Below are 22,467 nucleotides of genomic sequence, written 5' to 3'. Positions count from 1 at the left end.
AGGTCCTAGAGGTCGACCTCCTGCATCAGCATTCCGACCTCGGTGTTCGACAGCCGGCGCAGCCAGCCCGACTTCTGGTCGCCCAGCGTGATCGGGCCGAAGGCGGTGCGCACCAGCTTGTCGACCGGGAAACCGGCCTCCGCGAGCATGCGCCGCACGATGTGCTTGCGGCCCTCGTGCAGGGTGACCTCGACCAGGTAGTTCTTGCCGGTCTGCTCCACGACCCGGAAGTGGTCCGCGCGCGCGTAGCCGTCCTCCAGCTGGATGCCGTCCTTCAGGCGCTTGCCGAGGTCGCGCGGGATCGGGCCCACGATGTGCGCGAGATAGGTCTTCTTCACCCCGTACTTCGGGTGCGTCAGCCGGTGGGCCAGCTCGCCGTGGTTGGTGAGCAGGATGACGCCCTCGGTCTCGGTGTCCAGCCGGCCGACGTGGAAGAGCCGGGTCTCCCGGTTGGTGACGTAGTCACCGAGGCACTGCCGGCCCTCCGGGTCCTCCATGGTCGACACGACCCCGGCCGGCTTGTTGAGGGCGAAGAACTGGTACGACTGCGTGGCCACGGTCAGCCCGTCGACCTTGACCTCGTCCTTCTCCGGATCGACCCGCTTGCCCTGCTCGGTGACGATCTCGCCGTTGACCTCGACGCGCGCCTGGTCGATCAGCTCCTCGCAGGCACGCCGGGAACCGTAGCCCGCGCGCGCGAGCACCTTCTGCAGCCGCTCGCCCTCCTGCTCGGCGCCCGGGAAGGTCTTGGGCAGCTTGACGTCCTTCTTGCCCGCGTACCGCTCCCGGTTGCGCTCCTCCACGCGTGTCTCGTACTCGCGGGACCGGGCCGGGGCCGTACGCCCCCGCTGCTGGGGCTTCTTCGGTCCGCCCTTGGTGCCGCCGCGGGCCGTGCCGCCGCGCCCGGACTTGGGGCCGTCCTTCGTCGCCCCGGGGCCCACGTCGTAGCGGCGCTCCTCGGGGCGGGGCTTGCGGGGACGGCCCTGGCCGCCCTGCTTCTGGTCCCTGTCGTTGCCGGCACCGCGGTGGTTGCCGCGCCCGCCGTGTCCGCCGTTCCTGCCGCTGCTTCGCATCAAAATTCCGTCGTCGTCGAGTTGATCGTGGGACCGTCGTCCGGGTCCGGGGCGTCCGGATCGAACGACGGCACGCCTTCCTGGGTCTCGGCCTCGATCGCCTCCGCCTCCGGGAGGAAGGGCGCGAGCTGAGGGAGCTCGTCCAGACCGCGCAGGCCCATCCGCTCCAGGAAGTGGTTCGTCGTCACGTACAGGATCGCACCTGTTTCGGGTTCCGTGCCCGCCTCCTCGATCAGACCCCGCTGGAGGAGGGTGCGCATCACGCCGTCGCAGTTGACACCGCGCACCGCGGAGACACGGCTGCGGCTGACCGGCTGGCGGTAGGCGACCACGGCCAGGGTCTCCAGCGCGGCCTGGGTGAGCCGGGCCTGCTGGCCGTCCAGGACGAAGCCCTCGACCGCGGCGGCGTACTCGGGCCGGGTGTAGAAGCGCCAGCCGCCCGCGACCAGCCGCAGCTCGAAGCCGCGGCCCTGGACGGTGTACTCGTCGGCCAGCTCGCGCAGGGCGTCCGCGACCTGGCGCCGGGGGCGCTGGAGTATCTTCGCGAGCAGTTCCTCGGTCGCGGGCTCGTCCACGACCATCAGGACCGCCTCCAGGGCGGGCTTGAGGTCGAGGCCGGCGACGGCGGGACGGCCGCCGGCCGGTGCCTCGGTGGCTTCCTCGCTCACGGCTTCCTCTCCTCCTCCTTCGGCTGCTCGGGCGGCCGGTCGAACTCGTCGGTCACCATCGGGGCGGCGTCGGCGTCCCCGCCGGTCCAGCGCACCAGCAGCTCGCCGAGGGCGGTCTCCTGGTCCAGGGTCACGGCCTTCTCCCGGTACAGCTCCAGCAGGGCGAGGAAGCGGGCCACGACGGTCAGCGTGTCGTCGGTGTCCGCGACGAGGGCCCGGAAGCTGGCCTCGCCCAGCTCCTTGAGCCGCGCGACCACGATCCCGGCCTGTTCCTGCACGCTGACCAGGGGGGCGTGGATGTGCTCGACGTACACCTGCGGCCTGGGTTTGGGCTGCATCGCCTTCACGGCCAGCTTGGCGAAGCCCTCGGGTCCGATGCTGATGACCACCTCGGGCAGCAGCGCCGCGTGGTGCGGTTCGAGTCCGACGGTACGGGGGTGGCGGCGGGCCTCGGCGTCGAGGCGTTCGCTGAAGATCTCCGCGATCCGCTTGTACGCGCGGTACTGGAGCAGGCGCGCGAACAGCAGGTCACGGGCCTCCAGCAGCGCCAGGTCGGCCTCGTCCTCCACCTCGGCCGCGGGCAGCAGCCGGGCCGCCTTCAGGTCGAGCAGCGTCGCGGCGACGACGAGGAACTCGGTCGTCTCGTCGAGGTCCCAGTCCGGGCCCAGTGCCCGGATGTACGCCATGAACTCGTCGGTCACCTTGGACAGGGCGACCTCGGTGACGTCCAGCTTGTGCTTGGAGATCAGCTGGAGCAGCAGGTCGAAGGGGCCCTCGAAGTTGTCGAGCCGCACCTTGAAGCCGCCGTCCCCGCCATCGGGCTGCTCGTCCGCGCCCCCGGCTCCCGCCCCGGCCACCGGTACGGCGGCCGACTCGCCGAGCTGCCCCGCGCCGGAGCCGAGCCCGGATCCGGCGCCCGGACCGACCGACTCGCCCCGACGCCCCGCACCCGTGCCGAGCCCATGCCCAGCGCCCGGACCGGCCTGCGACTCGCCCCGACGCCCGGGACCAGTGCCGAGCGCGGATCCGGCGTCCGGTCCAGCCACCGGCTCATTCCTGCCCCCGGCCGCCGCCCCGGTGCCGGGCTCGGCTGCGGGGGCGCCGCCCGGCGCGGACTCGGCCTGGGCCGGCGGGACGGAATCGGTCTGGGCCGGCGGCGCGGGCCGGGCTTGGGGCACCGGGGCGGACTCGGCCTGCACCAGCGGCGCGGACTCTGCCTCAGGCGCGGGCGCGGGCGCGGGCCCGGCCTGAGGCTCCGGCTCCGGCTCCGGCTGCCACTGCCCCTCCGGCTGCCGCTCCGCCTGACGCTGCCGTTGGGAGTGCGGCTCCGTAGCCGGCTGCGGCTCCGGCCGCGACCACGGAACCGTCTGCGGGGCGGGCTCGGCGCTCGGGCCGGCGCCCGTCCCGGTCTCCGTCCCCACCCCCGCCCGCGCCGCGGAGGGCGACCGGGGCTCGTGCGGCCCCGGCTCGGACTGTGCCTGTGGCTCACCCTCGTGACCGCCGCGGGCGTGCTCCCGCTCGCGCTCCCGCCCGGGTTCGCGCTCTGACCGCGGCGCGCTCCCGGCCGTCGGCTCCGGTGCGGGTTCCGGCACCGGTTCCGGCGCCGGGCCGGTGCCCCCTGGCTCCGCTCCCGGTGCCGCCGCGGCAGGCGGGTCGCCCACCGGCGGCATTGGGTCGGCCGGCGGAGCCACCCGCGGGGCGGTTCCCGGTCCCCTCCCCAGCGCGCGCCGACGGCCGGCGGGGGCGCCGGCCGAGGGGCGGGGGCGGGGGGTGTCGTGCGAGGTCATGGCCCCCGCAGGCTACCGCTACCGCCCGCGCAGCCGTCGTACGAGGATGCTGGCGTCCCCGCGGGTCTCCAGGTCGGCGAGGACCACGGCGACCGCCTCGCGGACGATCCGGCCGCGGTCGACGGCCAGTCCGTGCTCGCCGCGGAGCACCAGACGGGCGTGCTCCAGGTCCATCAGCTCCTCCGCGGAGACATAGACCGTGATCTTCTCGTCGTGCCGTTCCCGGCCGCTGGGGCGGCGCGTGGCGGCCCGGCCGCGCTTGCGGGGCTGGCCGGCGGCGGCGCCCGCGGCAGAACCCTCCTGTGCGCCCGCCCGGGCAGCCGCACGCTGCGCCGAGCGCTCCGCGCCCCGGCTGCGCGACTCACCGGTCGTCGCGGGTTCCGCGTCCGCCGCGGCGGCGTGCTCGGCGCCCTCGCCGTCGCCCCCCTGCGCGGGCACCGACTGCGGTGCGTCCTCCGCGGCGGCCGCCTGGTCGCTCTCCCCGGCCGGCGCGGGCACCCGGGCCTCGCCGTTGGCCTGGCGGCGCGGGGTGGACGACTGCAGTGCCATTCCCCCTGTCGTACGGAAGAGTTCGTCGGCCCCCGGCAGACTCACTCGGCGTGACACCGGGCGAGCACCTCCCTGGCGAGCTGGCGGTAGGCGGCGGCACCGACGGAGTTGGAGGCGTACGTGGTGATCGGCTCACCGGCGACCGTGGTCTCCGGGAAGCGGACCGTGCGCCCGATGACCGTGTGGTACACGTGGTCGTCGAACGCCTCGACGACACGCGCGAGCACCTCACGGCTGTGCACCGTGCGCGAGTCGTACATCGTGGCGAGGATCCCGTCGAGCTCCAGCTCCGGGTTGAGCCGCTCCTGGACCTTCTCGATGGTCTCGGTCAGCAGCGCCACACCCCGCAGCGCGAAGAACTCGCACTCCAGCGGGACGATCACCTTGTGCGCGGCCGTCAGCGCGTTGACCGTGAGCAGGCCGAGCGAGGGCTGGCAGTCGATCACGATGTAGTCGTAGTCCGGCAGCAGCGGCTTGAGCGCGCGCTGCAGCGAGGACTCGCGGGCCACCTCGGAGACCAGCTGCACCTCGGCGGCGGACAGGTCGATGTTGCTGGGCAGCAGGTCCATGTTGGGGACCGCGGTCTTCAGCAGCACCTCGTCGGCCGCCATGCCCCGCTCCATGAGCAGGTTGTAGACGGTGAGGTCGAGCTCCATCGGGTTGACGCCGAGGCCGACCGACAGCGCGCCCTGCGGGTCGAAGTCGACGAGCAGCACCCGGCGCCCGTACTCCGCGAGCGCGGCGCCCAGGTTGATGGCCGACGTCGTCTTGCCGACGCCGCCCTTCTGGTTGCACATCGCGATGATCTTGGCGGGACCGTGGTCGGTCAGCGGGCCCGGGATCGGGAAGTACGGCAGCGGGCGTCCGGTCGGGCCGATGCGCTCACGCCGCTGGCGGGCCGCGTCGGGCGCCAGCGTGGCCGCGTACTCGGGATCGGGCTCGTACTCCGCGTCGGGGTCGTAGAAGTGCCCCTCGGGCAGTTCTTCGTAGTCGGCGAAGTGGTTGCGGGGCGCGCCACTTCCGTCGCCGGCCATGGCGTTCACGTGTTGGCCATCCATGCTCTGGTGTGCTGTCTGAGTTGCCTGCGGACTCTGGTGGGCTGCGAAGGTGCGTACCGCGACGGAGCCGACAGCCTCGTACCGCCCGGGACCCTGGACCCCGGTCGGCGTTCCTGGTTGACCACCCCCGGGAGTAAATGTCGACTCATTCACAAGTCGTCTTACCTCCTTGGTGACCAGGAAACTTCTAGACAGGTCAGCGTGGCACCATGCCGACGGTTGGCGACTCTATGGCGTGTCGGCGGTCCGCAGCAACACAATCCGCCGGACCCGGCCCGATGTGTCGGTAATGAAACACCCGCCTGTCAAGGGCGTACGGCCGTCGCACAGCAGGTTTCACCGGTGCGCGAATCGGTTGAAGCGTTACGTTCGAGGCGAGTTGGCCGAGAATCGCAAAGTGACCATACACACATCCGGCCGGACCTTGTCTGGCAAGGTCCGGCCGGGCGTGCGGGGTTGACGATGCGTGTTGACGTATCGCCTTTACCGGAAGACGACTTAGCCGATTTAACGGCCGAGGGCCGGGTGCGCGGGTCAGCCGAGCAGGGTGGCCGGGTCCACGTACTCCAGGCCGTGCGCCTCGGCGACCTCCTTGTAAACGACCTTGCCGTCATGGGTGTTGAGACCCTTGGCCAGCGCCGGGTCACGGCGCAGCGCCTCGACCCAGCCGCGGTTGGCCAGTTCCACGATGTACGGCAGCGTGGCGTTGGTGAGGGCGTTGGTGGAGGTGTTCGGCACCGCGCCCGGCATGTTGGCGACGCAGTAGAAGACCGACTCGTGGACCTTGAAGGTCGGCTCGGCGTGGGTGGTGGGGCGGGAGTCCTCGAAGCAGCCGCCCTGGTCGATCGCGATGTCGACAAGGACACTTCCCGGCTTCATCCGGGAGACCAGCTCGTTGGTGACCAGCTTCGGCGCCTTGGCACCGGGGATGAGCACCGCGCCGATGACCAGGTCGGCGTCGAGGACGGCCTTCTCCAGCTCGAAGGAGTTGGACATGACGGCCTTGACCTTGGTGCCGAAGATCTTGTCGGCCTCGCGCAGCTTGTTGATGTCGCGGTCCAGCAGGGTCACGTCGAAGCCCATGCCGACGGCGATCTGGGTGGCGTTCCAGCCGGAGACACCGCCGCCGATGACGACGGCCTTGGCCGGGGTCACACCCGGGACGCCGCCCGGCAGCACACCGCGGCCGCCGGCCGCGCGCATCAGGTGGTAGGCGCCGACCTGCGGGGCCAGCCGGCCCGCGACCTCGGACATCGGGGCGAGCAGCGGCAGGGCGCGGCTCGGCAGCTCGACCGTCTCGTAGGCGATGGCGGTGGTGCCGGACTCGATCAGCGCGTCCGTGCACTCCTTGGAGGCGGCCAGGTGCAGGTAGGTGAAGAGGGTCTGGTCCTTGCGGAGGCGGTGGTACTCCTCCGCGATCGGCTCCTTGACCTTCAGCAGCAGGTCCGCGGCGGCCCAGACCTCGTCGGCGGTGTCGAGTATCCGCGCGCCCGCGGCGACGTACTCGGCGTCCGTGATCGAGGAGCCGACGCCGGCGCCGCGCTCGATGACGACCTGGTGACCGTGGCGCACCAGCTCGTGCACGCCGGCCGGGGTGATGGCCACCCGGAACTCGTTGTTCTTGACCTCGCGGGGAATGCCGACCTTCACGTCGATCACGGTCCTTGACTCAGACGATGGGGCTATTACAAGGCATACCCACTCAGATGCGGGCACACCGGGAGAGACCGCAGGAGAACGTGCGGCGAACCCAGTCTAATGAAGGCGTTCCCGCTGTCTAGCCTTTCAAAGCATTAATCTTGGAGAGATGCACTGCGGATTTCGCAGGCATCACGCCGATCTTCCTTCAGCATTCGCTCGGCCGCGCCGCGGTGCAGACCGGCTGCCGTGGGGTCCCCGAGGTGGTCCAGAGTGTCGGCCAGCCTCAGATGCAGCGCCGCCTGGAGCCGGACGTCCTCGGCCGCGCGCGCCCAGTCGACGGCCTCCAGACAGGTGCGCAGCGACTCCTCGGGTCGCCCGGCGTACTCCTGGACCCGGGCCAGTTCGCTCAACGCCCGCGCATGGGCGGCCACATCACCGGCCTTGCGGTACCCGGCGACGGCCGCCCGCCAGCCCCGCAGCGCCTCGCCGTAGCGGCCCGCGTAGGTGTGGGCGGCGGCGATCCGGCCGTACAGCCGGGCGGCGTCCGTACGCTCGTCCCGGGCCAGCCGCTGGGCGAGAGCCCGGCCGAACCAGTCGGCGGCCCGGTCGTAGTCGCCCAGCTCCAGGTGGGCGCCGCCTACGGATTCCATCGCGCGGCCGGTCGCGTACGGGTCGTTTGCGCGCCGTCCGGCGTCCAGCGCGGCCCGGTAGCGTGCCAGCGCCTCGGTGGTGCGGCCGGTCCGGGCGTCCAGGTCGGCCAGGTTCAGCAGGGCCGCCGCCTGCTCGCGGGGCAGGTCGCGGCGTTCGGCCACGTCGAGGACGAGCCGGTGGATGCCGTACAGGTCGGGCGCCGCGGCGTGGGTGCCGAAGTGGGCGACCATGGCCCGCACCAGCTGGGACATCAGCCGTCGGGCGAGGGTGTCCAGCTCCCCGTCGGCGACCGCGAGGCGGGCTGCGGCCAGCAGGGCGGGCCGGCGCAGCCGCAGCCACTCGGCGGCGGCCCGGGGGGTGGGGAAACGCAGGGCGCGCGGCATGGCGAGGAGCTTCTCGCGGGCCCGGGGGCTGTCGGTCTCGGTGATCGCCCGGCAGGACTGGAGCAGCCGGACGTAGCGCTCCAGCATGCGGGCCCGGGCGAGCTGCAGCTCGGCGGGCCGGTCGTGGGTCTCGGCGAGGGCCCTGATCCGGGGATGCAGGCAGCCGGGGACCTCGTACTGCGGCAGCGGGGAGTCCACGGGGCGCAGCAGCCCGAGGGCGACGAAATCGTCCAGCACGGTGCGGGCGCTGTTCACCGAGCAGCCGGCGAGCGCGGCGGCGGTGTGCGGGTCGACCAGGCCGGCCGGGGCGAGGGAGAGCAGCCGCAGCATCCGGGCGGCGGCGCTCGGCAGGGACTTGTAGGCGAGCCGGAAGACGCGGCCGACCGGGCTGCCCTCGTCGCTGCCCTCGGTCCGCAGGTGTTTGGCGAGGTCGGCGACGGCCGCCTTGGGCCGGGCGGCGAGCCAGCCGCCCGCCAGGGCCAGCGCGGCGGGCTGCGCCTGGCACTCCTCGACGAGGGACTCGGCGGCGCGCGGGTCGACGGTGATCCGGACCGAGCCGATGCGCCGGGACAGCAGCTCCACGGCGGACTTGGTGTCGAGGCCGCCGAGCGTACACGGGCGGACGTCGGCGATACCGGTCAGCGGGCCCTCGGCGACGGCGACGACCAGGCAGTCCGGGGCGTCCGGGAGCAGGGCGTCGACCTGGTCGGAGCCGGCGGCGTCGTCCAGCAGGAGCAGGGCGCGGCGCTCGGCCAGCGCCGAGCGCAGCGCCTCGGTCAGGTCGTCCTCGGCGGCGCCGGGCGGGGTGGGCTGCTCCAGCGCGGTGAGCAGCTCCCGGGCGAGGTTCCCGACGGGCACGCGTGTGCCGTCCGGTTCGCTCAGCCGGACCCGCAGCACGCCGTCGGGGTAGCCGTCCGCGACCTGGGCGACGAGTTCCTCGGCGAGTGCGGTGCGGCCCGAGCCGGGCCGGCCCGCGATGAGCAGCACCCGCGCGCGGGGGGCCTTGCGGCCGGAGAGGGTGTCGAGGCCGGCACGTTCGATGTCGGCGCGCAACTCCTTCAGTTCCCGGCTGCGGCCCAGGAACCGACTCTCCTCAGCAGCCTCGTCCGACAACCGCACGCCGTCCGTGTCCACCGCCTGATCCGTCACGGGCCTCTCCCGATCCCACCGCGCACCGGCGCCCGCCGGAACCCCGGTTCGGGCGTTTCCCGAGCCTAGTTCAAGCGCGGGTGCGTTCCGGGGGGAGCGCGGCGGGCAGGTCGCCCGATCGGATCAGCCGATCGTCACACCGGGAGCGGAAGGGAGGAGCCGCCGGTCAGAGCGCGAACGGACGCGCCGGCCAGGGCGCCTCGGCCGGCCGCAGGGCGTCGAGGCCGTCGCCGTTCTGCGCGGCGACCAGCGAGAGCACGCCGACGACGAGGCAGTTGTTGTGCAGCTCCCCGGCGAGCACACCCCGGACCAGGTCCTCCACCGGCACCCGCTCCAGCTCCATGTCGGCCTCTTCGTGCTCGACCTCGAAGCGCTCGCCCTCGGCCTCGGACAGCTCGCGGGCGAGAAAGATCCGTACCGCCTCGTCGCAGCCGCCGGGGGTGGTGTAGACGTCGGTCAGCACCCGCCAGTCCTCGGCCTTGACGTGCGCCTCCTCGTACAGCTCACGCTGCGCGGCGTGCAACGGGTTCTCCCCGGGGACGTCGAGCAGACCGGCCGGGATCTCCCACAGCTTCTGGCGCACGGGGTGGCGGTACTGCCGGATGACCAGGACGCGGCCGGCCTCGTCGAGGGCCAGGACGGCCACGGAGCCGGGGTGGACCTGGTAGTCGCGGGTGACGACGCTGCCGCCGGGCATGACCACGTCGTCCGTGCGGACCGAGGTCTTGTTGCCCACGAAGGGGGTGTCCGTCGCCCGGATCTCCCACTCCTCCGGGATGTCCTTGATCGTCATACGCTGCTCTTCGCCCTTCCGACCTACAGACGTGCACAAAGAAGCCGGGGCCCGCGCCGTTTGAATGCGCGCGCCCCGGCCACCGTACAACTGTTGTGCTACTTGGAACTCTTCCGCTCGACCGCGGCCTTCACCAGGCCCGCGAACAGCGGGTGCGGACGCGTCGGACGCGAGCGCAGCTCGGGGTGCGCCTGCGTGGCGACCAGGTACGGGTGGACCTCGCGCGGGTACTCCACGTACTCCACGAGCTTGCCGTCCGGGGAGGTGCCCGAGAAGACGATGCCCGCCTGCTTCTCCAGCTCCGCGCGGTAGGCGTTGTTCACCTCGTAGCGGTGGCGGTGGCGCTCCTCGACGTACTCCTTGCCGTCGTACACCTCGCGCACGATCGAGCCCTCGGCCAGCTTCGCCGGGTACATGCCCAGGCGCATGGTGCCGCCCATGTCGCCCTCGCCGGCGACGATGTCGAGCTGCTCGGCCATGGTGGAGATGACCGGGTGGGCGGTGGCCGGGTCGAACTCGGTGGAGTTGGCGTCCGAGATGCCCGCCAGGTTGCGCGCGGCCTCGATCACGATGCACTGCAGGCCCAGGCAGAGGCCGAGCAGCGGGATCTTGTTCTCGCGGGCGTACTTGATCGCGCCGACCTTGCCGAGCACGCCGCGGTCGCCGAAGCCGCCCGGGATGCAGATGGCGTCGACGTCGCCGAGCTGCGCCTTGGCGCCGGCCGGGGTCTTGCAGTCGTCCGAGGTGACCCACTTGATCTTGACGCGGGCCCGGTTGGCGAAGCCTCCCGCGCGCAGCGCCTCGGTGACCGACAGATAGGCGTCGGGCAGGTCGATGTACTTGCCGACCAGCGCCATCGTGATCTCGTGCTCGGGCTTGTGGACGCGGTCGAGCAGGTCGTCCCAGGTCGTCCAGTCCACGTCGCGGAAGGGCAGGTCCAGCTTGCGGACGACGTAGGCGTCCAGGCCCTCGCCGTGCACGGTCTTCGGGATGTCGTAGATCGAGCGGGCGTCGGGGCAGGCCACCACGGCGGCCTCGTCGACGTCGCACATCAGCGAGATCTTCCGCTTGATCGCGGTGGGCACCTCGCGGTCGCAGCGCAGCACGATCGCGTCCGGCTGGATACCGATGTTGCGCAGGGCCGCGACCGAGTGCTGGGTCGGCTTCGTCTTCAGCTCACCCGAGGGGCCGATGTACGGCAGGAGCGAGATGTGCACCACGAACACGTTGTCCCGGCCGACCTCGTGCCGCACCTGGCGGACGGTCTCCAGGAACGGCAGCGACTCGATGTCGCCGACCGTGCCGCCGACCTCGGTGATCACGACGTCCACCTCGTCCGTCGCCATGCGGCGGATGCGGTGCTTGATCTCGTTGGTGATGTGCGGGATGACCTGCACGGTGTCGCCGAGGTACTCGCCGCGCCGCTCCTTGGCGATCACCGTCGAGTAGACCTGGCCGGTGGTGACGTTGGCCGAGCCGTCCAAGTCTCGGTCGAGGAAGCGCTCGTAGTGTCCGATGTCCAGGTCGGTTTCGGCGCCGTCGTTGGTGACGAACACCTCACCGTGCTGGAAGGGGTTCATCGTGCCAGGGTCGACATTGAGGTACGGGTCGAGCTTCTGCATCACGACGCGCAGGCCCCGCGCCTTGAGCAGCATGCCGAGGCTGGAGGCGGTCAGCCCCTTGCCGAGAGAGGAGGCGACACCCCCGGTGACGAAGATGTGCTTGGTCGTCGAGGCTGTGCTGTTTCGAAAAGCAGCGGGCGGCATGGCCAAGAGGGGGCTCCCGTGGTCTCGGTATCGGGGTGCGGTGCGGCTGCCTGCCGGAGATTTCCGGGGGTGCCGTCGCTGCGGTTCGGGGGTTTGCTTGCCCACCGGTCCACGGGCTACCAGCGTATCAGCGCCTCGGGAGGATGGCTTCCGGCCACGCACCGGGCGCCCGCCGGCGCCACGCTCCGCGCATGCGCCGACACGCACGCGCCTGCGTCACCACTCTCTCACCCGGCGCTCACTCGTTCGGCCCCATCGCGTTGCCCGGAGCGGCACACAGATCATCTACGTGCGTCGTATCCTGCTCGGACATTCGCTGCCGAGCCCGCCGGCGACACGGCACCACCCCTCGCCCGTAAGCACCGGAACAACGAGAGCTCGTCAGTTCGTTGAGCAACAATTGTCGTTTGGCGTCACCAGGATTGGCCTCAGGGCCGGGCGACTGCTTTGCTTCATCGCTCAACGACGCATGACTGCATCCATCCTTGACATCCCTTGACACCCCCTGAACCCCCCTTGACCGCACTAGCGACCGCCCCCCTGCGGGGTGACGTGGCCGTTCGACTGGAGTTGCACGTGGCCGGGCGCATCGAAGACTACGCACTCATCGGAGACATGCAGACCGCCGCACTGGTCTGCCGGGACGGGACAGTCGACTGGCTGTGCCTGCCCCGCTTCGACTCGCATGCCATCTTCGCCGGTCTGCTGGGCACCGGGGAACACGGCTTCTGGCGGCTGGGACCCGCCTACGCCGCGGAGAACGAGCCCCCGGCGGCGGCACGGCGCAGCTACCGCGGCGACTCGCTGGTGCTGGAATCCGAGTGGGACACCCCGCGCGGCACCGTCCGCGTGACGGATTTCATGCCCCCGCGTGACGGCGCCCCGCAGCTGATCCGGATCGTCGAGGGCGTCTCCGGCCGGGTGCCGATGCGCTCGGAGCTGCGGATGCGGTTCAGCTACGGCCGGGTGGTGCCGTGGGTGCACAAGCACGAGGGGCGCACGGTGGCGGTCGCGGGCCCCGACTCCGTGTGGTTCGACACACCCGCCGAGACCTACGGCAAGGACCTGACCACGTACGCGGACTTCACCGTCGCCCCCGGTGACCGGATCGCGTTCACCATCTCCTGGCAGCCCTCGCACAAGGAGCCGCCGCCGCTTCCGGAGCCGGAGCAGTCGCTCTCGGCGACCGAGGACTTCTGGCGCGAGTGGGTGGAGCACTGCACGTACCACGGCCCCTACCGCGAGGCCGTGATCCGCTCGCTGATCACCCTGAAGGCCCTGACGTACGCCCCGACCGGCGGCATCGTCGCCGCGCCCACCACCTCCCTGCCGGAGGAGATCGGCGGCGTCCGCAACTGGGACTACCGGTACACCTGGCTGCGCGACGCGGCGATCACCCTGTCCTCGCTGCTGCGCACCGGCTACCGCGAGGAGGCCCGTGCCTGGCGCGAGTGGCTGCTGCGCGCGGTCGCCGGCGACCCGGAGAACCTGCAGATCATGTACGGCATCGCCGGCGAGCGCGAGCTGGGCGAGGCGGAGCTGGACTGGCTGCCCGGCTACGAGAACTCCGCGCCGGTCCGGGTCGGCAACGGCGCCGCGCACCAGCTCCAGCTGGACGTGTACGGCGAGGTCACCGAGGCACTGCACCTGGCCCACATGACCGGCCTGGCCCGCAACGACTACGCCTCGCTGCTCCAGCTGAAGCTGATCCGCTACCTGGAGGACCACTGGCAGGAGCCGGACGAGGGGATCTGGGAGGTGCGCGGTCCGCGCCGCCACTTCGTGCACTCCAAGGTCATGGCCTGGGTCGCGGTCGACCGCACCATCAAGCTGATCGAGTCCGGCGACGCCGACGGTCCGCTGGAGCGGTGGAAGCAGCTGCGCGACGACATCCACCGGGACGTGTGCGAGAAGGGCTACGACAAGGAGCGCAACACCTTCACCCAGTCGTACGGCTCGCAGGAGCTGGACGCCTCCCTGCTGCTGATCCCGCAGATGGGCTTCCTGCCGCCGGACGACAAGCGGGTCATCGGCACCATCGAGGCGATCCAGCGGGAGCTGTCCACCACCGACGGGTTCATCCTGCGCTACCCGACGGAGGGCGAGGACGAGGGCGTCGACGGCCTCCCCGGCGACGAGGGCGCCTTCCTGGCCTGCTCGTTCTGGATGGCCGACGACCTGGCGATGATCGGCCGGGTCGACGAGGCCCGGAAGCTGTTCGAGAAGCTGCTCTCGCTCCGCAACGACCTGGGCCTGCTGGCCGAGGAGTGGGACCCGCGCCTGAAGCGCCAGGTCGGCAACTTCCCGCAGGCCTTCAGCCACGTGCCGCTGATCGACACGGCACTGCGGCTGACGGCTTCGGGCGCGTACGGGGGTTAAGCGGCTCGTCGGCGGCGGGCTGCGGGCGGCCGGGGGCGCCCTCTCCCCGGGGGGCGGGGTGGCCGGCGTTCGGCGGGTGCGGCCGGGAGCGCCCTCGTCCGGGGCGGCCGGCGGCTGTCCGGTGCCCGCCGGGGGACGCCCTCGTCCGGGGAGGGCGGGACCGCGCCCCGATGCCGACACCGGCACTGGCACCGGCACTGGCACCGGCACTGGCACCGGGGTCTGCCGCCGCACCGGCGGCAGACCCCGGGCCGTTGCCGTAATCGGCTCCCGCGGGCACCCCGGGCCCGCTACTCCCGTGGCGCGAGGGCCGTCAGCGTGCGTTCCCCGCCCGGGTCGCCCGCCGTCGCCGGGACCAGGGCGATCTCATCGAGCCCGGCCGCCGCGTAGGCGTCCATCCGGGCACGGGCGGCGTCGGCGTCGCCGATCAGGCCGACCGTGGCGGCGGCCTCGGTCGGCAGGGCCCGCAGCAGGGTGTCGGGGTCGGCGCCGGTGCGGGCCAGCTCGACGGCCTCGGCGAAGCCCGCCGCCGCGAACATCTCGCGGTAGCCGGGCACGGCGAGGTAGCCGACGACGCTGCGCAGCACCTGGGTGAGCGAGGCCGGGTCGGGGTCGATGGCGGCCGGCACCCAGGCGGCCAGCCTCGGCGGCGTGCGGCCCGCCTTCTCGGCCGCCGCCAGTAGTTTCGCGCGCAGGGTGGCGACCTGTTCCGGCGAGACGACGTCCAGGAGCATCCGGTCGGCGTACGCGGCGGCCGTTGCGATCGCCTTGTCGCCGAACGCCGCCACCGTGAGCGGACCGCCGGGCGGCCGGTGCCGGCGCCGGAAACCGCTGCCGGGCACGACCGGCTCGCCGGGAGCCCCGTGCATCAGCTCCCGCAGGGTGGCCGCCGTCTCCTCCAGGACGGCCGCGGGCCGCACCCGGGGCCGGCCGTGCACCCCCTCGATCACCCGCTTGCTGGACGTGCCCAGTGCCACCCCGGCCGGTCGTCCGGTGACGGCGGCCGTGGAAGCGGCGCCCCGGGCGAGGGAGTACGCGTCCCGCACGGACACACCCACCGGCCCCGCGGTCAGGGCGACCCGCTCGGTGGCCCGCCCGATGGCCGTGGCCAGTACGAACGCGTCCCACGTCGGCCCCTCCCCGACCCACACCTCGCCGTATCCGAGCCGGTCGGCGACCGCTGCCACCTGCAACGGCTCGTCGACCGACCTGTCGTCCTCCCGCGCCGCGGCGACCACGCTGATATCCATGACCGCGCACCTACCCGACCGGCACCGGGCGAACCGGGAGTCGCCCCCGGGCGTGCCCACCCCGCAGCTGTACCCGGCCCGTCCGCGCAGGTAGCGTCCGGTCATGGACAGCGGCAGGGACAGCAGGTTCGACACTCAGGGCGCAGGGATCACCGTGCAGCGGGCGCTGGAGCTGCCCGGGCTGCGCGGCGGGCTCCCCGAGGTCGTCGCGGGCGCCGACCGGCTGCGGCGCACCGTGCGCTGGGTGCACGCGGGCGAGGTGCCCAACATCGCGTCGCTGCTCAAGGGCGGTGAGCTGCTGCTGACCACCGGTGTCGGGCTCGGCGCCCGCCCCGCCGACCAGCGGGCCTTCGTGCGCACCCTGGCCGAGCGCGGCATCGCGGCCCTCGTGGTGGAGCTGGGCCCGCGCTTCGCCCGGCTGCCCGCCGCCCTGGTCGACACCGCCCGCGCGGCCGGGCTGCCGTTGGTCCAGCTGCACCGCGAGGTGCCGTTCGTGACGGTCACCGAGGAGATCCACACAGAGATCGTCAACGGCCACTACGCGCTGCTCCAGCGCGCCGAAGAGGTGCACCGCCGCTGCACGGAGGCGCTGCTGGGCGGCGGCGGGGTGCCGCAGGTGCTCGGCATCCTCGCGGACTTCGCCGGCAACCCGGTCTTCCTGGAGACCCCGGACGGCCGGCTGCTGTACGCCGCCGGGTCCGGCCCCGAGGGCGCCGATCCGCTCCAGGTGTGGGAGGGGCTGCGCGGCCCGCAGAAGGACGCCCCGCCCCCGGCGGGCTCGGTGCTGGTGGACGTGCCCGGCGGCGGTCCCGGTGCCGGGTCGGTGCGCGCCCGGCTGGCGCTGCTGCCCGTGCGCTCCCCCCTGGCCCCGGTGCACCGGATGGCGGCGGAGCGGGCGGCGGACATCCTCGCCGTGGTGCTGATGCAGGCGCGGCAGGAGGAGGAGCTGGCGGCGCGCGGGCGGGGCGACTTCCTCACCGACCTCGCCGAGGGCCGGATCGCTCCGGAGGACGCCCCGGCGCAGGCCCGCGTGCTCGGCTTCAAGCCGGGCGGCGGCCCGCTGCTGCCGGTGGTGATGCGGCTCGGCGACTCGCTGTCCCCGGCGGGCGGCGGCTGGGCGGTGCTGGCCCGCGCGGTCGCCGAGGAGCTGGCGTCGGTCGGCGTTCCGGTCCTGCTGGGCGTACGGCCGGTGGAGGGCCGGGTCCCGCTGCTGCTGGGCCTGCGCTCGGAGTCGGAGCGGTCGGCGGTGGCGGACCGGGTCGCGGCGGCACTGCGGGCGGGTGCGGAGCGGGCCGGGATGCAGCGGCCCGGGGCGCAGCCGCCGGTCGTGGTGGCCGGGGTGGCCGGCGGCTGGGCCGCGGCGGCCTCGGGGCTGCGGCACGCGGCGGAGACGGCGACCGCGGCGCAGGGGCTCACGGACCGGCCCTGGTACGACGCCCGCCGCCTCGACATCGACCTGCTGCTGTGGCGGCTGCGGGACCATCCGGACCTGGCGGCGTTCGTGGACCGGGCGATCGGCCCCCTGCGGGACCACGACAACCGCTCCAGGCCCCCGCTGCTGCCGACCCTGGAGACGTATCTGGCGCACGCGGGCCGCAAGGCGGAGACGGCACGCGAACTGCATCTGAACCGGCAGACGCTGTACAACCGGCTGGCACGGATCGGCGAGTTGCTCGGCACGGACCTCGACGACCCGCAGACCGTGCTGGCGTTGAGCCTGGCGCTGCGGGCGCGCCGGCACGTGGGCTGACCGGGCAGGCCGGTCGCGGCGGCGCCCGGGCGGCGTTCAGAGCAGCGGCCGGTGCTGCGTCAGCTCGTCGTAGACGCTGAGCACCTGGGCGACGGTGGCGTCCTCGGTCGGCCAGGTGGCGGCCTGCCGGGTGCCCCGCTCCCGCAGCAGCTCCTGCCGCCCGGGGTCACCGAGCAGCCGGACGACGGCGTCGGCGAACGCCTCGGCGTCCGTACGGGGCACGAGTTCGGCGGCGTCGCCGACGAGTTCGGGGATGCCGCCGGCGTCGGTGGCGACGAGCGGCACGCGCGCGTGGAGGGCCTCCTGGGCGAGGACCGAGCGGGCCTCCCGGCGGCTCGGCAGCAGCGCGAGGTCGGCCGCCGCGAGCAGGTCGGAGACGTCGTCGCGGCGGCCGATGAGCGCCACCGGCAGCGCCTCCTCGTCGATCCGCCGCTGCAACTCGGCGCGCAGCGGCCCCTCACCGGCGATCACGACCAGCGGCACGGGGTCGAGGCGGCGCCACGCGCGCGTGGCGTCGAGCAGGACGTCGTAGCCCCGGTGCCGCTCCAGCGAGCCGACGGCGATCAGCAACGGGCGTCCGGTGGCGCCCAGATCGGCGCGGACCTTGGGGCGCAGCCGCTCGGCCTCCTCGGCGTCGAGGGGCGAGCGGGACCGGCCGGGCAGCGCGACGGCGGCGAGCCGGGCGTCGCGCGCACCGGCCGCGCGCGCCCGGTCGACCAGTTCCGACGTGGTGCCGAGCACCACCGTGGCGGCCTTCATCACCCGCCGCTCCAGCACCCGCAGCAGATGGACGCGGGCGCCTTCGGCATGGGCACGGTCGTGCCAGGTGACCACGAGCGGGGTACGGACGCGCCGGCCGCCGAGGGCCAGGACGGTACGGAAGGAGGCGTGCAGCCCGTGCGCGTGCACCAGGTCGGCGTCGGCGCACAGCGCCCGCAGCGCGGCCACGGTGACCGGGTCGCTGCTACGCGGCACGTGCACGTGGTGGGCGCCGGTCCCGGAGAAGTCGTAGGTGCGTTCCGCCTCGGCGGGGGCGCACACCGTGACCTTCACGCCCCGTGCGACGAGCCCCGCGGCCAGAGAGCGCACGTGCACGCTGCTGCCGGCGTTGCCTCCGCCCAGCACCTGCACGGTGCGCAGCGGCGACTGGCCGTGCGGTGAGGGGCTGCTCACGGGGGTCACGTGGCCGGGGCTCCTGGTTCGGCGTCGGGCGGGACACGAAGAAAGTACAGAAGGATGGAGCGGTGGGGAGGCGCCGAGCGGTTTCCGGCGCGTACTCCGCCAAGGATGCCAGGACGCACGGGTGTTCCGGCACGGCGGCCACCGCGCCGGCCGGTCCCCGCGGCAACACCCCACCCGCATTCACCCGCACGAGTGAGCCCACCTACCCGCTCGCCGCTCCCCGACCCCGTACCCGCCAACGACGCCGATCCCCACCGGCGACGCCCACCACCCGACGAACAGCAAACAGCCGGTGCGCGAGCGGGAAAACCCCCTCCAGCCAGCACGGAACCGCACCCGCCAACGACGCCCCGCCCCCACCGGCGACGCCCACCTTCCAACGGACAGCAAACGGGCGGTGCGCGGGTGGGCGAACCCCCCGGCGGTCACACCGACGCGGCCCGCTACCCGTCCGCCCGAGCCGTAGCCAGCAGTTCCTCCGCATGCGCCCGGGCCGTCTCCGAGTCCTCCTGCCCGGCGAGCATCCGGGACAGCTCCCGTACGCGTTCCTCGCCCTCGAGCGCCTTCACACCGGACCGCGTCACCGAGCCGTCATTCGTCTTCTCGACCAGCAGCTGCCGGTCGGCGAACGCCGCCACCTGCGGCAGGTGCGTGACGACGACGACCTGCGCGGTCTTCGCCAGCCGCGCCAGCCGCCGCCCGATCTCGACCGCCGCCTTGCCACCGACACCGGCGTCGACCTCGTCGAACAGGTACGTCGGCACCGGATCCGTGCCCGCGAACACCACCTCGACGGCCAGCATCACGCGCGACAGCTCACCACCGGAGGCTCCCTTGGCGATCGGCCGCGGCGGCGCCCCCGGGTGCGGCGCGAGCAGCAGCTCGACCTCGTCCGCACCGGACGGCCCGTAAGCGACCGGACGCCCACCGACCTCCACGCCCTCGGGGTCCTCGGTCTGCCGGATGGAGAACGACACGCGCGCGTGGGGCATCGCCAGCGAGGCAAGCTCGGCGGTGACGGCGGCGGCGAACCGCTCGGCGGCCTCCGTCCGCGCGTCCGTCAGGGCCTGCGCCAGCCCGCCCAGTTCCGCCCGCAGCGCGTCCCGCTCGGCGGTCAGCTCCCCGAGCCGCTCGTCGTCGCCGTCCAGCTCGGTCAGCCGGGCCGCGCTCCGCTCCGCCCAGGCCAGCACGGCGGCGACGTCCTCGCCGTACTTCCGCGTCAGCCCGTTGATCGCCGCCCGCCGCTCCTCCACGGCCGCCAGCCGCAGCGGGTCGGCGTCGAGGTCGTCGGCGTACCCGGCCAGCTCGCCCGCCACGTCGCGCAGCAGGATGCCGACCTCGCTGATCCGGTCGGCCAGCGACGCCAGCGCCGGATCGTGCGACCGCACGGCGTCCAGGGCCCGCTGGGCGCCGGCGACCAGGGTCGACGCGTCGATGCTCTCCGGGTCCTCCGGATCACCGGCGAGCGCGCCGTGCGCGGCCGTCGCGGCGGACGCCAGCGCCTCGGCGTGACCGAGCCGCTCGGCCTCCTCCGCCAGCTCCACGTCCTCACCGGCCCGCGGCTCGACGGCCGCGATCTCCTCCAGCCCGTAGCGCAGCATGTCGGCTTCCTGAGCCCGCTCACGCGCGCGCGTGGTGATCTCCTCCAGCTCGGCGGAGACCGCCCGCAGCCGCCGGTAGGCCTCGGTGTACTTCGCGAGCGGCACGGCGACCGCGTCCCCGGCGTACCGGTCGAGCGCCTGCCGCTGACGGGCCTGCTTCAGCAGCCCCTGCTGGTCGGTCTGCCCGTGCACCGCCACCAGTTCGTCGGCGAGCTCCGCGAGCATCCCCACGGGCACCGACCGCCCGCCCAGATGCGCCCGCGACCGCCCCTCGGCGGACACGGTACGGCTGATCAGCAGCGCCCCGTCGTCCAGCTCGGCCCCGGCCTCCTCGGCCCGGACGACGGCCGAGGCGTCCCGGGGCACGGCGATCCGCCCCTCGACGACCGCGTTCTTGGCCCCGATCCGCACCAGCGCCGGGTCCGCGCGCCCGCCCAGCAGCAACCCCAGGCTGGTGACCACCATGGTCTTGCCCGCGCCCGTCTCACCGGTGACGGCGGTGAACCCGGGCGACAGCTCGACCACGGCGTCGTCGATCACACCGAGCGACCGTATCCGCATCTCCTCAAGCACGCACACGACCATACGAGGTCCGGGCCGGGGAGTGCGACCGGCCCACGTATGTCACCCACAGGAGTGCATGCCGGTCAGGTGCGCGGGGAACCGCGCGGCCAACCACGTACGGCCCGCACCCCGGCCGCGCATCCGCGCCCCTGCGGCGATCCCGCGTCAATGAGGCGCCCCGCGCCACCCCGACACGGGCAACGCGAACTTCGCCACCAGCCGGTCGGTGAACGACGCATGGTGCAACCGGGCCAGCCGCACCGGCACGGCCCCCCTCCGCACCTCGACCCGCGCCCCCGGCGGCAGCTCGACCGTCCGCCGCCCGTCGCACCACAGCACCCCCGGCGGAACGTGCGGCAGCACCTCCACGGCCAGCACGGAATCCGGCGAGGTCACCAACGGCTTCGCGAACAGCGCATGCGCGCTGATCGGCACCATCAGCAGCGCCTCGACCTCCGGCCACACCACCGGCCCGCCCGCCGAGAAGGCGTACGCCGTCGACCCGGTCGGCGTCGACAGCACGATCCCGTCGCAGCCGAACCCCGTCACCGGCCGCCCGTCGATCGCCAGCACGACCTCCAGCATCCGCTCGGCGGACACCTTCTGCACGGCCGCCTCGTTCAGCGCCCAGTCGGCGTGCACGACGTCGCCGTTGCGGTGCACGACGACGTCGATGGTCATCCGTTCCTCGACCTCGTAGGCCCGGCTCACCACCCGGTCGACGACCTTGTCGAGGTCGTCCCGCTCAGCCTCCGCGAGGAAGCCGACCCGGCCGAGGTTGACGCCGAGCATCGGCACCCCGGAAGCGCGGGCGAACTCGGCGCCGCGCAGCAGCGTCCCGTCCCCGCCCAGCACGATGAGCAGCTCGCACCCGTCGAGGCACTGCGGAGTGGCCTCCCTGACCAGCTCCACCTCGCCCGGAAGCGGCAGGTCGGCCGCCTCCGCCTCCAGCACCCGCACCCCGAGCCCGGAGCGCAGCAGTCCCTTGACCACCAGCTCGGCGCTGCGCACGGCGGCCGGGCGGCCGGTGTGGGCCAGCAGGAAAACAGTACGAGCTCGGTTCTGTGTCAACGCGGCCCCTCCGCCACTGCACGGTCTACGTCGGCCGGGTCCAGCTCAGCCGCCCCGGCCCGCAGCCACAGAAAGTACTCGACATTCCCGGACGGTCCGGGCAGCGGACTGGCCGTGACGCCCCGCACGCCCAGTCCCAGCTCCCAGGCCTTGGCGGCCACGCCCCGCACCGCCTCGGCGCGCAGTTCGGCGCTGCGCACCACTCCCCCGCTGCCGAGGCGGTCCTTGCCCACCTCGAACTGCGGCTTGACCATCATCACCAGATCGGCGTCCGGCTTCGTGCACCGCACCAGGGCGGGCAGCACCAGTCCGAGCGGGATGAAGGACAGATCCCCGACGACAAGGTCCACCGGCTCCCCATCGATCGCCTCGAGCGTCAACTCGCGTACGTTCGTACGGTCCTTGACGGTGACGCGTTCATCCTGCCGGAGCGACCAGGCGAGTTGTCCGTATCCGACGTCGACGGCGACGACGTGGGCGGCCCCCGCGCGCAGCAGGACGTCGGTGAAGCCGCCGGTGGAGGCGCCCGCGTCGAGCGCCCGCCGTCCCTCGACCGCCAGGCCCTGCGGCACGAACGCCGACAGGGCGCCCGCCAGCTTGTGGCCGCCCCGGGAGACGTAGTCGGGGTCGCTGTCGTCGGCCGTGACCACGATGGCCGCCGCGGTCTCCACCTGTGTGGCGGGCTTGGTCGCGACGGTCTTGCCGACGGTCACCCGGCCGGCGGCGATCAGCTGGCCGGCGTGCTCACGCGAGCGCGCGAGCTTCCGGCGGACCAGCTCCGCGTCGAGACGGCGGCGTGCGACTCCTGCCACGTTCGGTTCAGCTCCCTTGTGCGTACGAGGCCGGGGGCGCCGGAGGTCCCGGGCGGGCGTCGAGCGCGGTGAGCGCGTCGCGCAGCCCCCGGTGTACATCCTCGTACACCTCCACGTGTCCGTCCGTGGCGAGGTGGTCGGCGTCGGCCAGCCGCTCCAGCTGCCGGTCCACCTCGGCGTTGCCCGTGGGCGTCCGGGGCACCCCCAGCGGGGCGGGGGCGGCGGGGCCGTACTCCGACTCCACCGTCTCCACCGTCTCCACCGTCTCCACCGACTCCACCGGCGCCTCGTTCTCCGGGACCGTGTCGTTCATGCCCCGACGCTACCTCGAACCGCTGCG

The 22,467-nt window shown here is 73.4% G+C and carries 17 protein-coding genes; 2 read left to right on the top strand and 15 right to left on the bottom strand.

The annotated features are described in order from the left end of the window. Nucleotides 1–5: 5 nt before the first annotated feature. The 9 genes from ACLGIH_RS27150 to ACLGIH_RS27110 all read right to left on the bottom strand — a co-directional run bounded on the left by ACLGIH_RS27150 (nucleotide 6) and on the right by ACLGIH_RS27110 (nucleotide 11,518). Complete coding sequence (locus tag ACLGIH_RS27150) at nucleotides 6–1,073, bottom strand: pseudouridine synthase (protein ID WP_416527906.1); 1,068 nt, start codon at nucleotides 1,071–1,073, stop codon at nucleotides 6–8. Next, on the bottom strand, nucleotides 1,073–1,741 hold the full coding sequence (gene scpB, locus ACLGIH_RS27145; protein ID WP_416527905.1) for an SMC-Scp complex subunit ScpB: 669 nt from the start codon (nucleotides 1,739–1,741) through the stop codon (nucleotides 1,073–1,075). The genes ACLGIH_RS27150 and scpB overlap by 1 nt, the downstream gene beginning before the upstream one ends. After that, nucleotides 1,738–3,162 (bottom strand): segregation/condensation protein A, encoded by a 1,425-nt coding sequence (locus tag ACLGIH_RS27140; protein ID WP_416527904.1) that lies wholly within the window; start codon nucleotides 3,160–3,162, stop codon nucleotides 1,738–1,740. Before ACLGIH_RS27140 ends, scpB begins: the two co-directional genes overlap by 4 nt. A gap of 384 nt (nucleotides 3,163–3,546) precedes the next feature. Continuing rightward, nucleotides 3,547–4,122 (bottom strand): hypothetical protein, encoded by a 576-nt coding sequence (locus ACLGIH_RS27135; RefSeq protein WP_416529488.1) that lies wholly within the window; start codon nucleotides 4,120–4,122, stop codon nucleotides 3,547–3,549. After that, on the bottom strand, nucleotides 4,119–5,111 hold the full coding sequence (locus ACLGIH_RS27130; RefSeq protein ID WP_416529487.1) for a ParA family protein: 993 nt from the start codon (nucleotides 5,109–5,111) through the stop codon (nucleotides 4,119–4,121). Before ACLGIH_RS27130 ends, ACLGIH_RS27135 begins: the two co-directional genes overlap by 4 nt. A 558-nt stretch (nucleotides 5,112–5,669) precedes the next feature. Then, on the bottom strand, nucleotides 5,670–6,794 hold the full coding sequence (gene ald / locus ACLGIH_RS27125; protein WP_416527903.1) for an alanine dehydrogenase: 1,125 nt from the start codon (nucleotides 6,792–6,794) through the stop codon (nucleotides 5,670–5,672). Between the two features lie 134 nt (nucleotides 6,795–6,928). Then, nucleotides 6,929–8,959 (bottom strand): tetratricopeptide repeat protein, encoded by a 2,031-nt coding sequence (locus ACLGIH_RS27120; RefSeq protein ID WP_416527902.1) that lies wholly within the window; start codon nucleotides 8,957–8,959, stop codon nucleotides 6,929–6,931. A 166-nt stretch (nucleotides 8,960–9,125) separates the two neighbouring features. Beyond that, nucleotides 9,126–9,752 (bottom strand): NUDIX domain-containing protein, encoded by a 627-nt coding sequence (locus ACLGIH_RS27115; RefSeq protein ID WP_416527901.1) that lies wholly within the window; start codon nucleotides 9,750–9,752, stop codon nucleotides 9,126–9,128. Between the two features lie 98 nt (nucleotides 9,753–9,850). After that, nucleotides 9,851–11,518 carry a CTP synthase gene (locus ACLGIH_RS27110; RefSeq protein WP_416529486.1) on the bottom strand — a complete coding sequence of 556 codons (1,668 nt, stop codon included), beginning with the start codon at nucleotides 11,516–11,518 and terminating at the stop codon, nucleotides 9,851–9,853. A 576-nt stretch (nucleotides 11,519–12,094) separates the two neighbouring features. Here ACLGIH_RS27110 and ACLGIH_RS27105 point away from each other — a divergent pair. After that, the gene (locus ACLGIH_RS27105) at nucleotides 12,095–13,897 is read left to right on the top strand and encodes a glycoside hydrolase family 15 protein (RefSeq protein ID WP_416527900.1); all 1,803 of its coding nucleotides are present in this window, start codon (nucleotides 12,095–12,097) and stop codon (nucleotides 13,895–13,897) included. 290 nt (nucleotides 13,898–14,187) lie between these two features. Here the strand turns inward: ACLGIH_RS27105 and ACLGIH_RS27100 are convergent, their stop codons facing one another. Beyond that, nucleotides 14,188–15,147 (bottom strand): LLM class F420-dependent oxidoreductase, encoded by a 960-nt coding sequence (locus ACLGIH_RS27100; RefSeq protein ID WP_416527899.1) that lies wholly within the window; start codon nucleotides 15,145–15,147, stop codon nucleotides 14,188–14,190. A 103-nt stretch (nucleotides 15,148–15,250) separates the two neighbouring features. Between ACLGIH_RS27100 and ACLGIH_RS27095 the strand changes: the two genes are divergently transcribed. Beyond that, nucleotides 15,251–16,897 (top strand): PucR family transcriptional regulator, encoded by a 1,647-nt coding sequence (locus ACLGIH_RS27095; RefSeq protein WP_416527898.1) that lies wholly within the window; start codon nucleotides 15,251–15,253, stop codon nucleotides 16,895–16,897. Nucleotides 16,898–16,933: 36 nt separating this feature from the next. On the opposite strand, the gene ACLGIH_RS27090 is transcribed toward ACLGIH_RS27095, so the two are convergent. The 5 genes from ACLGIH_RS27090 to ACLGIH_RS27070 form a co-directional block, all read right to left on the bottom strand. Further along, nucleotides 16,934–18,079: a glycosyltransferase family 4 protein gene (locus tag ACLGIH_RS27090; protein ID WP_416527897.1), complete on the bottom strand. Its 1,146-nt coding sequence runs from the start codon at nucleotides 18,077–18,079 to the stop codon at nucleotides 16,934–16,936. A 443-nt stretch (nucleotides 18,080–18,522) separates the two neighbouring features. Further along, a complete protein-coding gene (gene recN / locus ACLGIH_RS27085) occupies nucleotides 18,523–20,265 on the bottom strand; it encodes a DNA repair protein RecN (RefSeq protein WP_416527896.1) in 1,743 nt (580 codons plus the stop codon). A 144-nt stretch (nucleotides 20,266–20,409) separates the two neighbouring features. Further along, nucleotides 20,410–21,315: an NAD kinase gene (locus tag ACLGIH_RS27080; RefSeq protein ID WP_416527895.1), complete on the bottom strand. Its 906-nt coding sequence runs from the start codon at nucleotides 21,313–21,315 to the stop codon at nucleotides 20,410–20,412. Next, nucleotides 21,312–22,127 carry a hemolysin gene (locus tag ACLGIH_RS27075; protein WP_416527894.1) on the bottom strand — a complete coding sequence of 272 codons (816 nt, stop codon included), beginning with the start codon at nucleotides 22,125–22,127 and terminating at the stop codon, nucleotides 21,312–21,314. Before ACLGIH_RS27075 ends, ACLGIH_RS27080 begins: the two co-directional genes overlap by 4 nt. A 7-nt stretch (nucleotides 22,128–22,134) precedes the next feature. Beyond that, nucleotides 22,135–22,440 (bottom strand): hypothetical protein, encoded by a 306-nt coding sequence (locus ACLGIH_RS27070; protein WP_416527893.1) that lies wholly within the window; start codon nucleotides 22,438–22,440, stop codon nucleotides 22,135–22,137. Nucleotides 22,441–22,467: the final 27 nt, after the last annotated feature.

This window comes from Streptomyces hamibioticus (genome assembly GCF_047946815.1).
GTDB lineage: Bacteria > Actinomycetota > Actinomycetes > Streptomycetales > Streptomycetaceae > Streptomyces.
The sequence above is the reverse complement of the archived record's forward strand: the minus strand, read 5'-3'. Positions and strand labels throughout refer to the sequence as shown.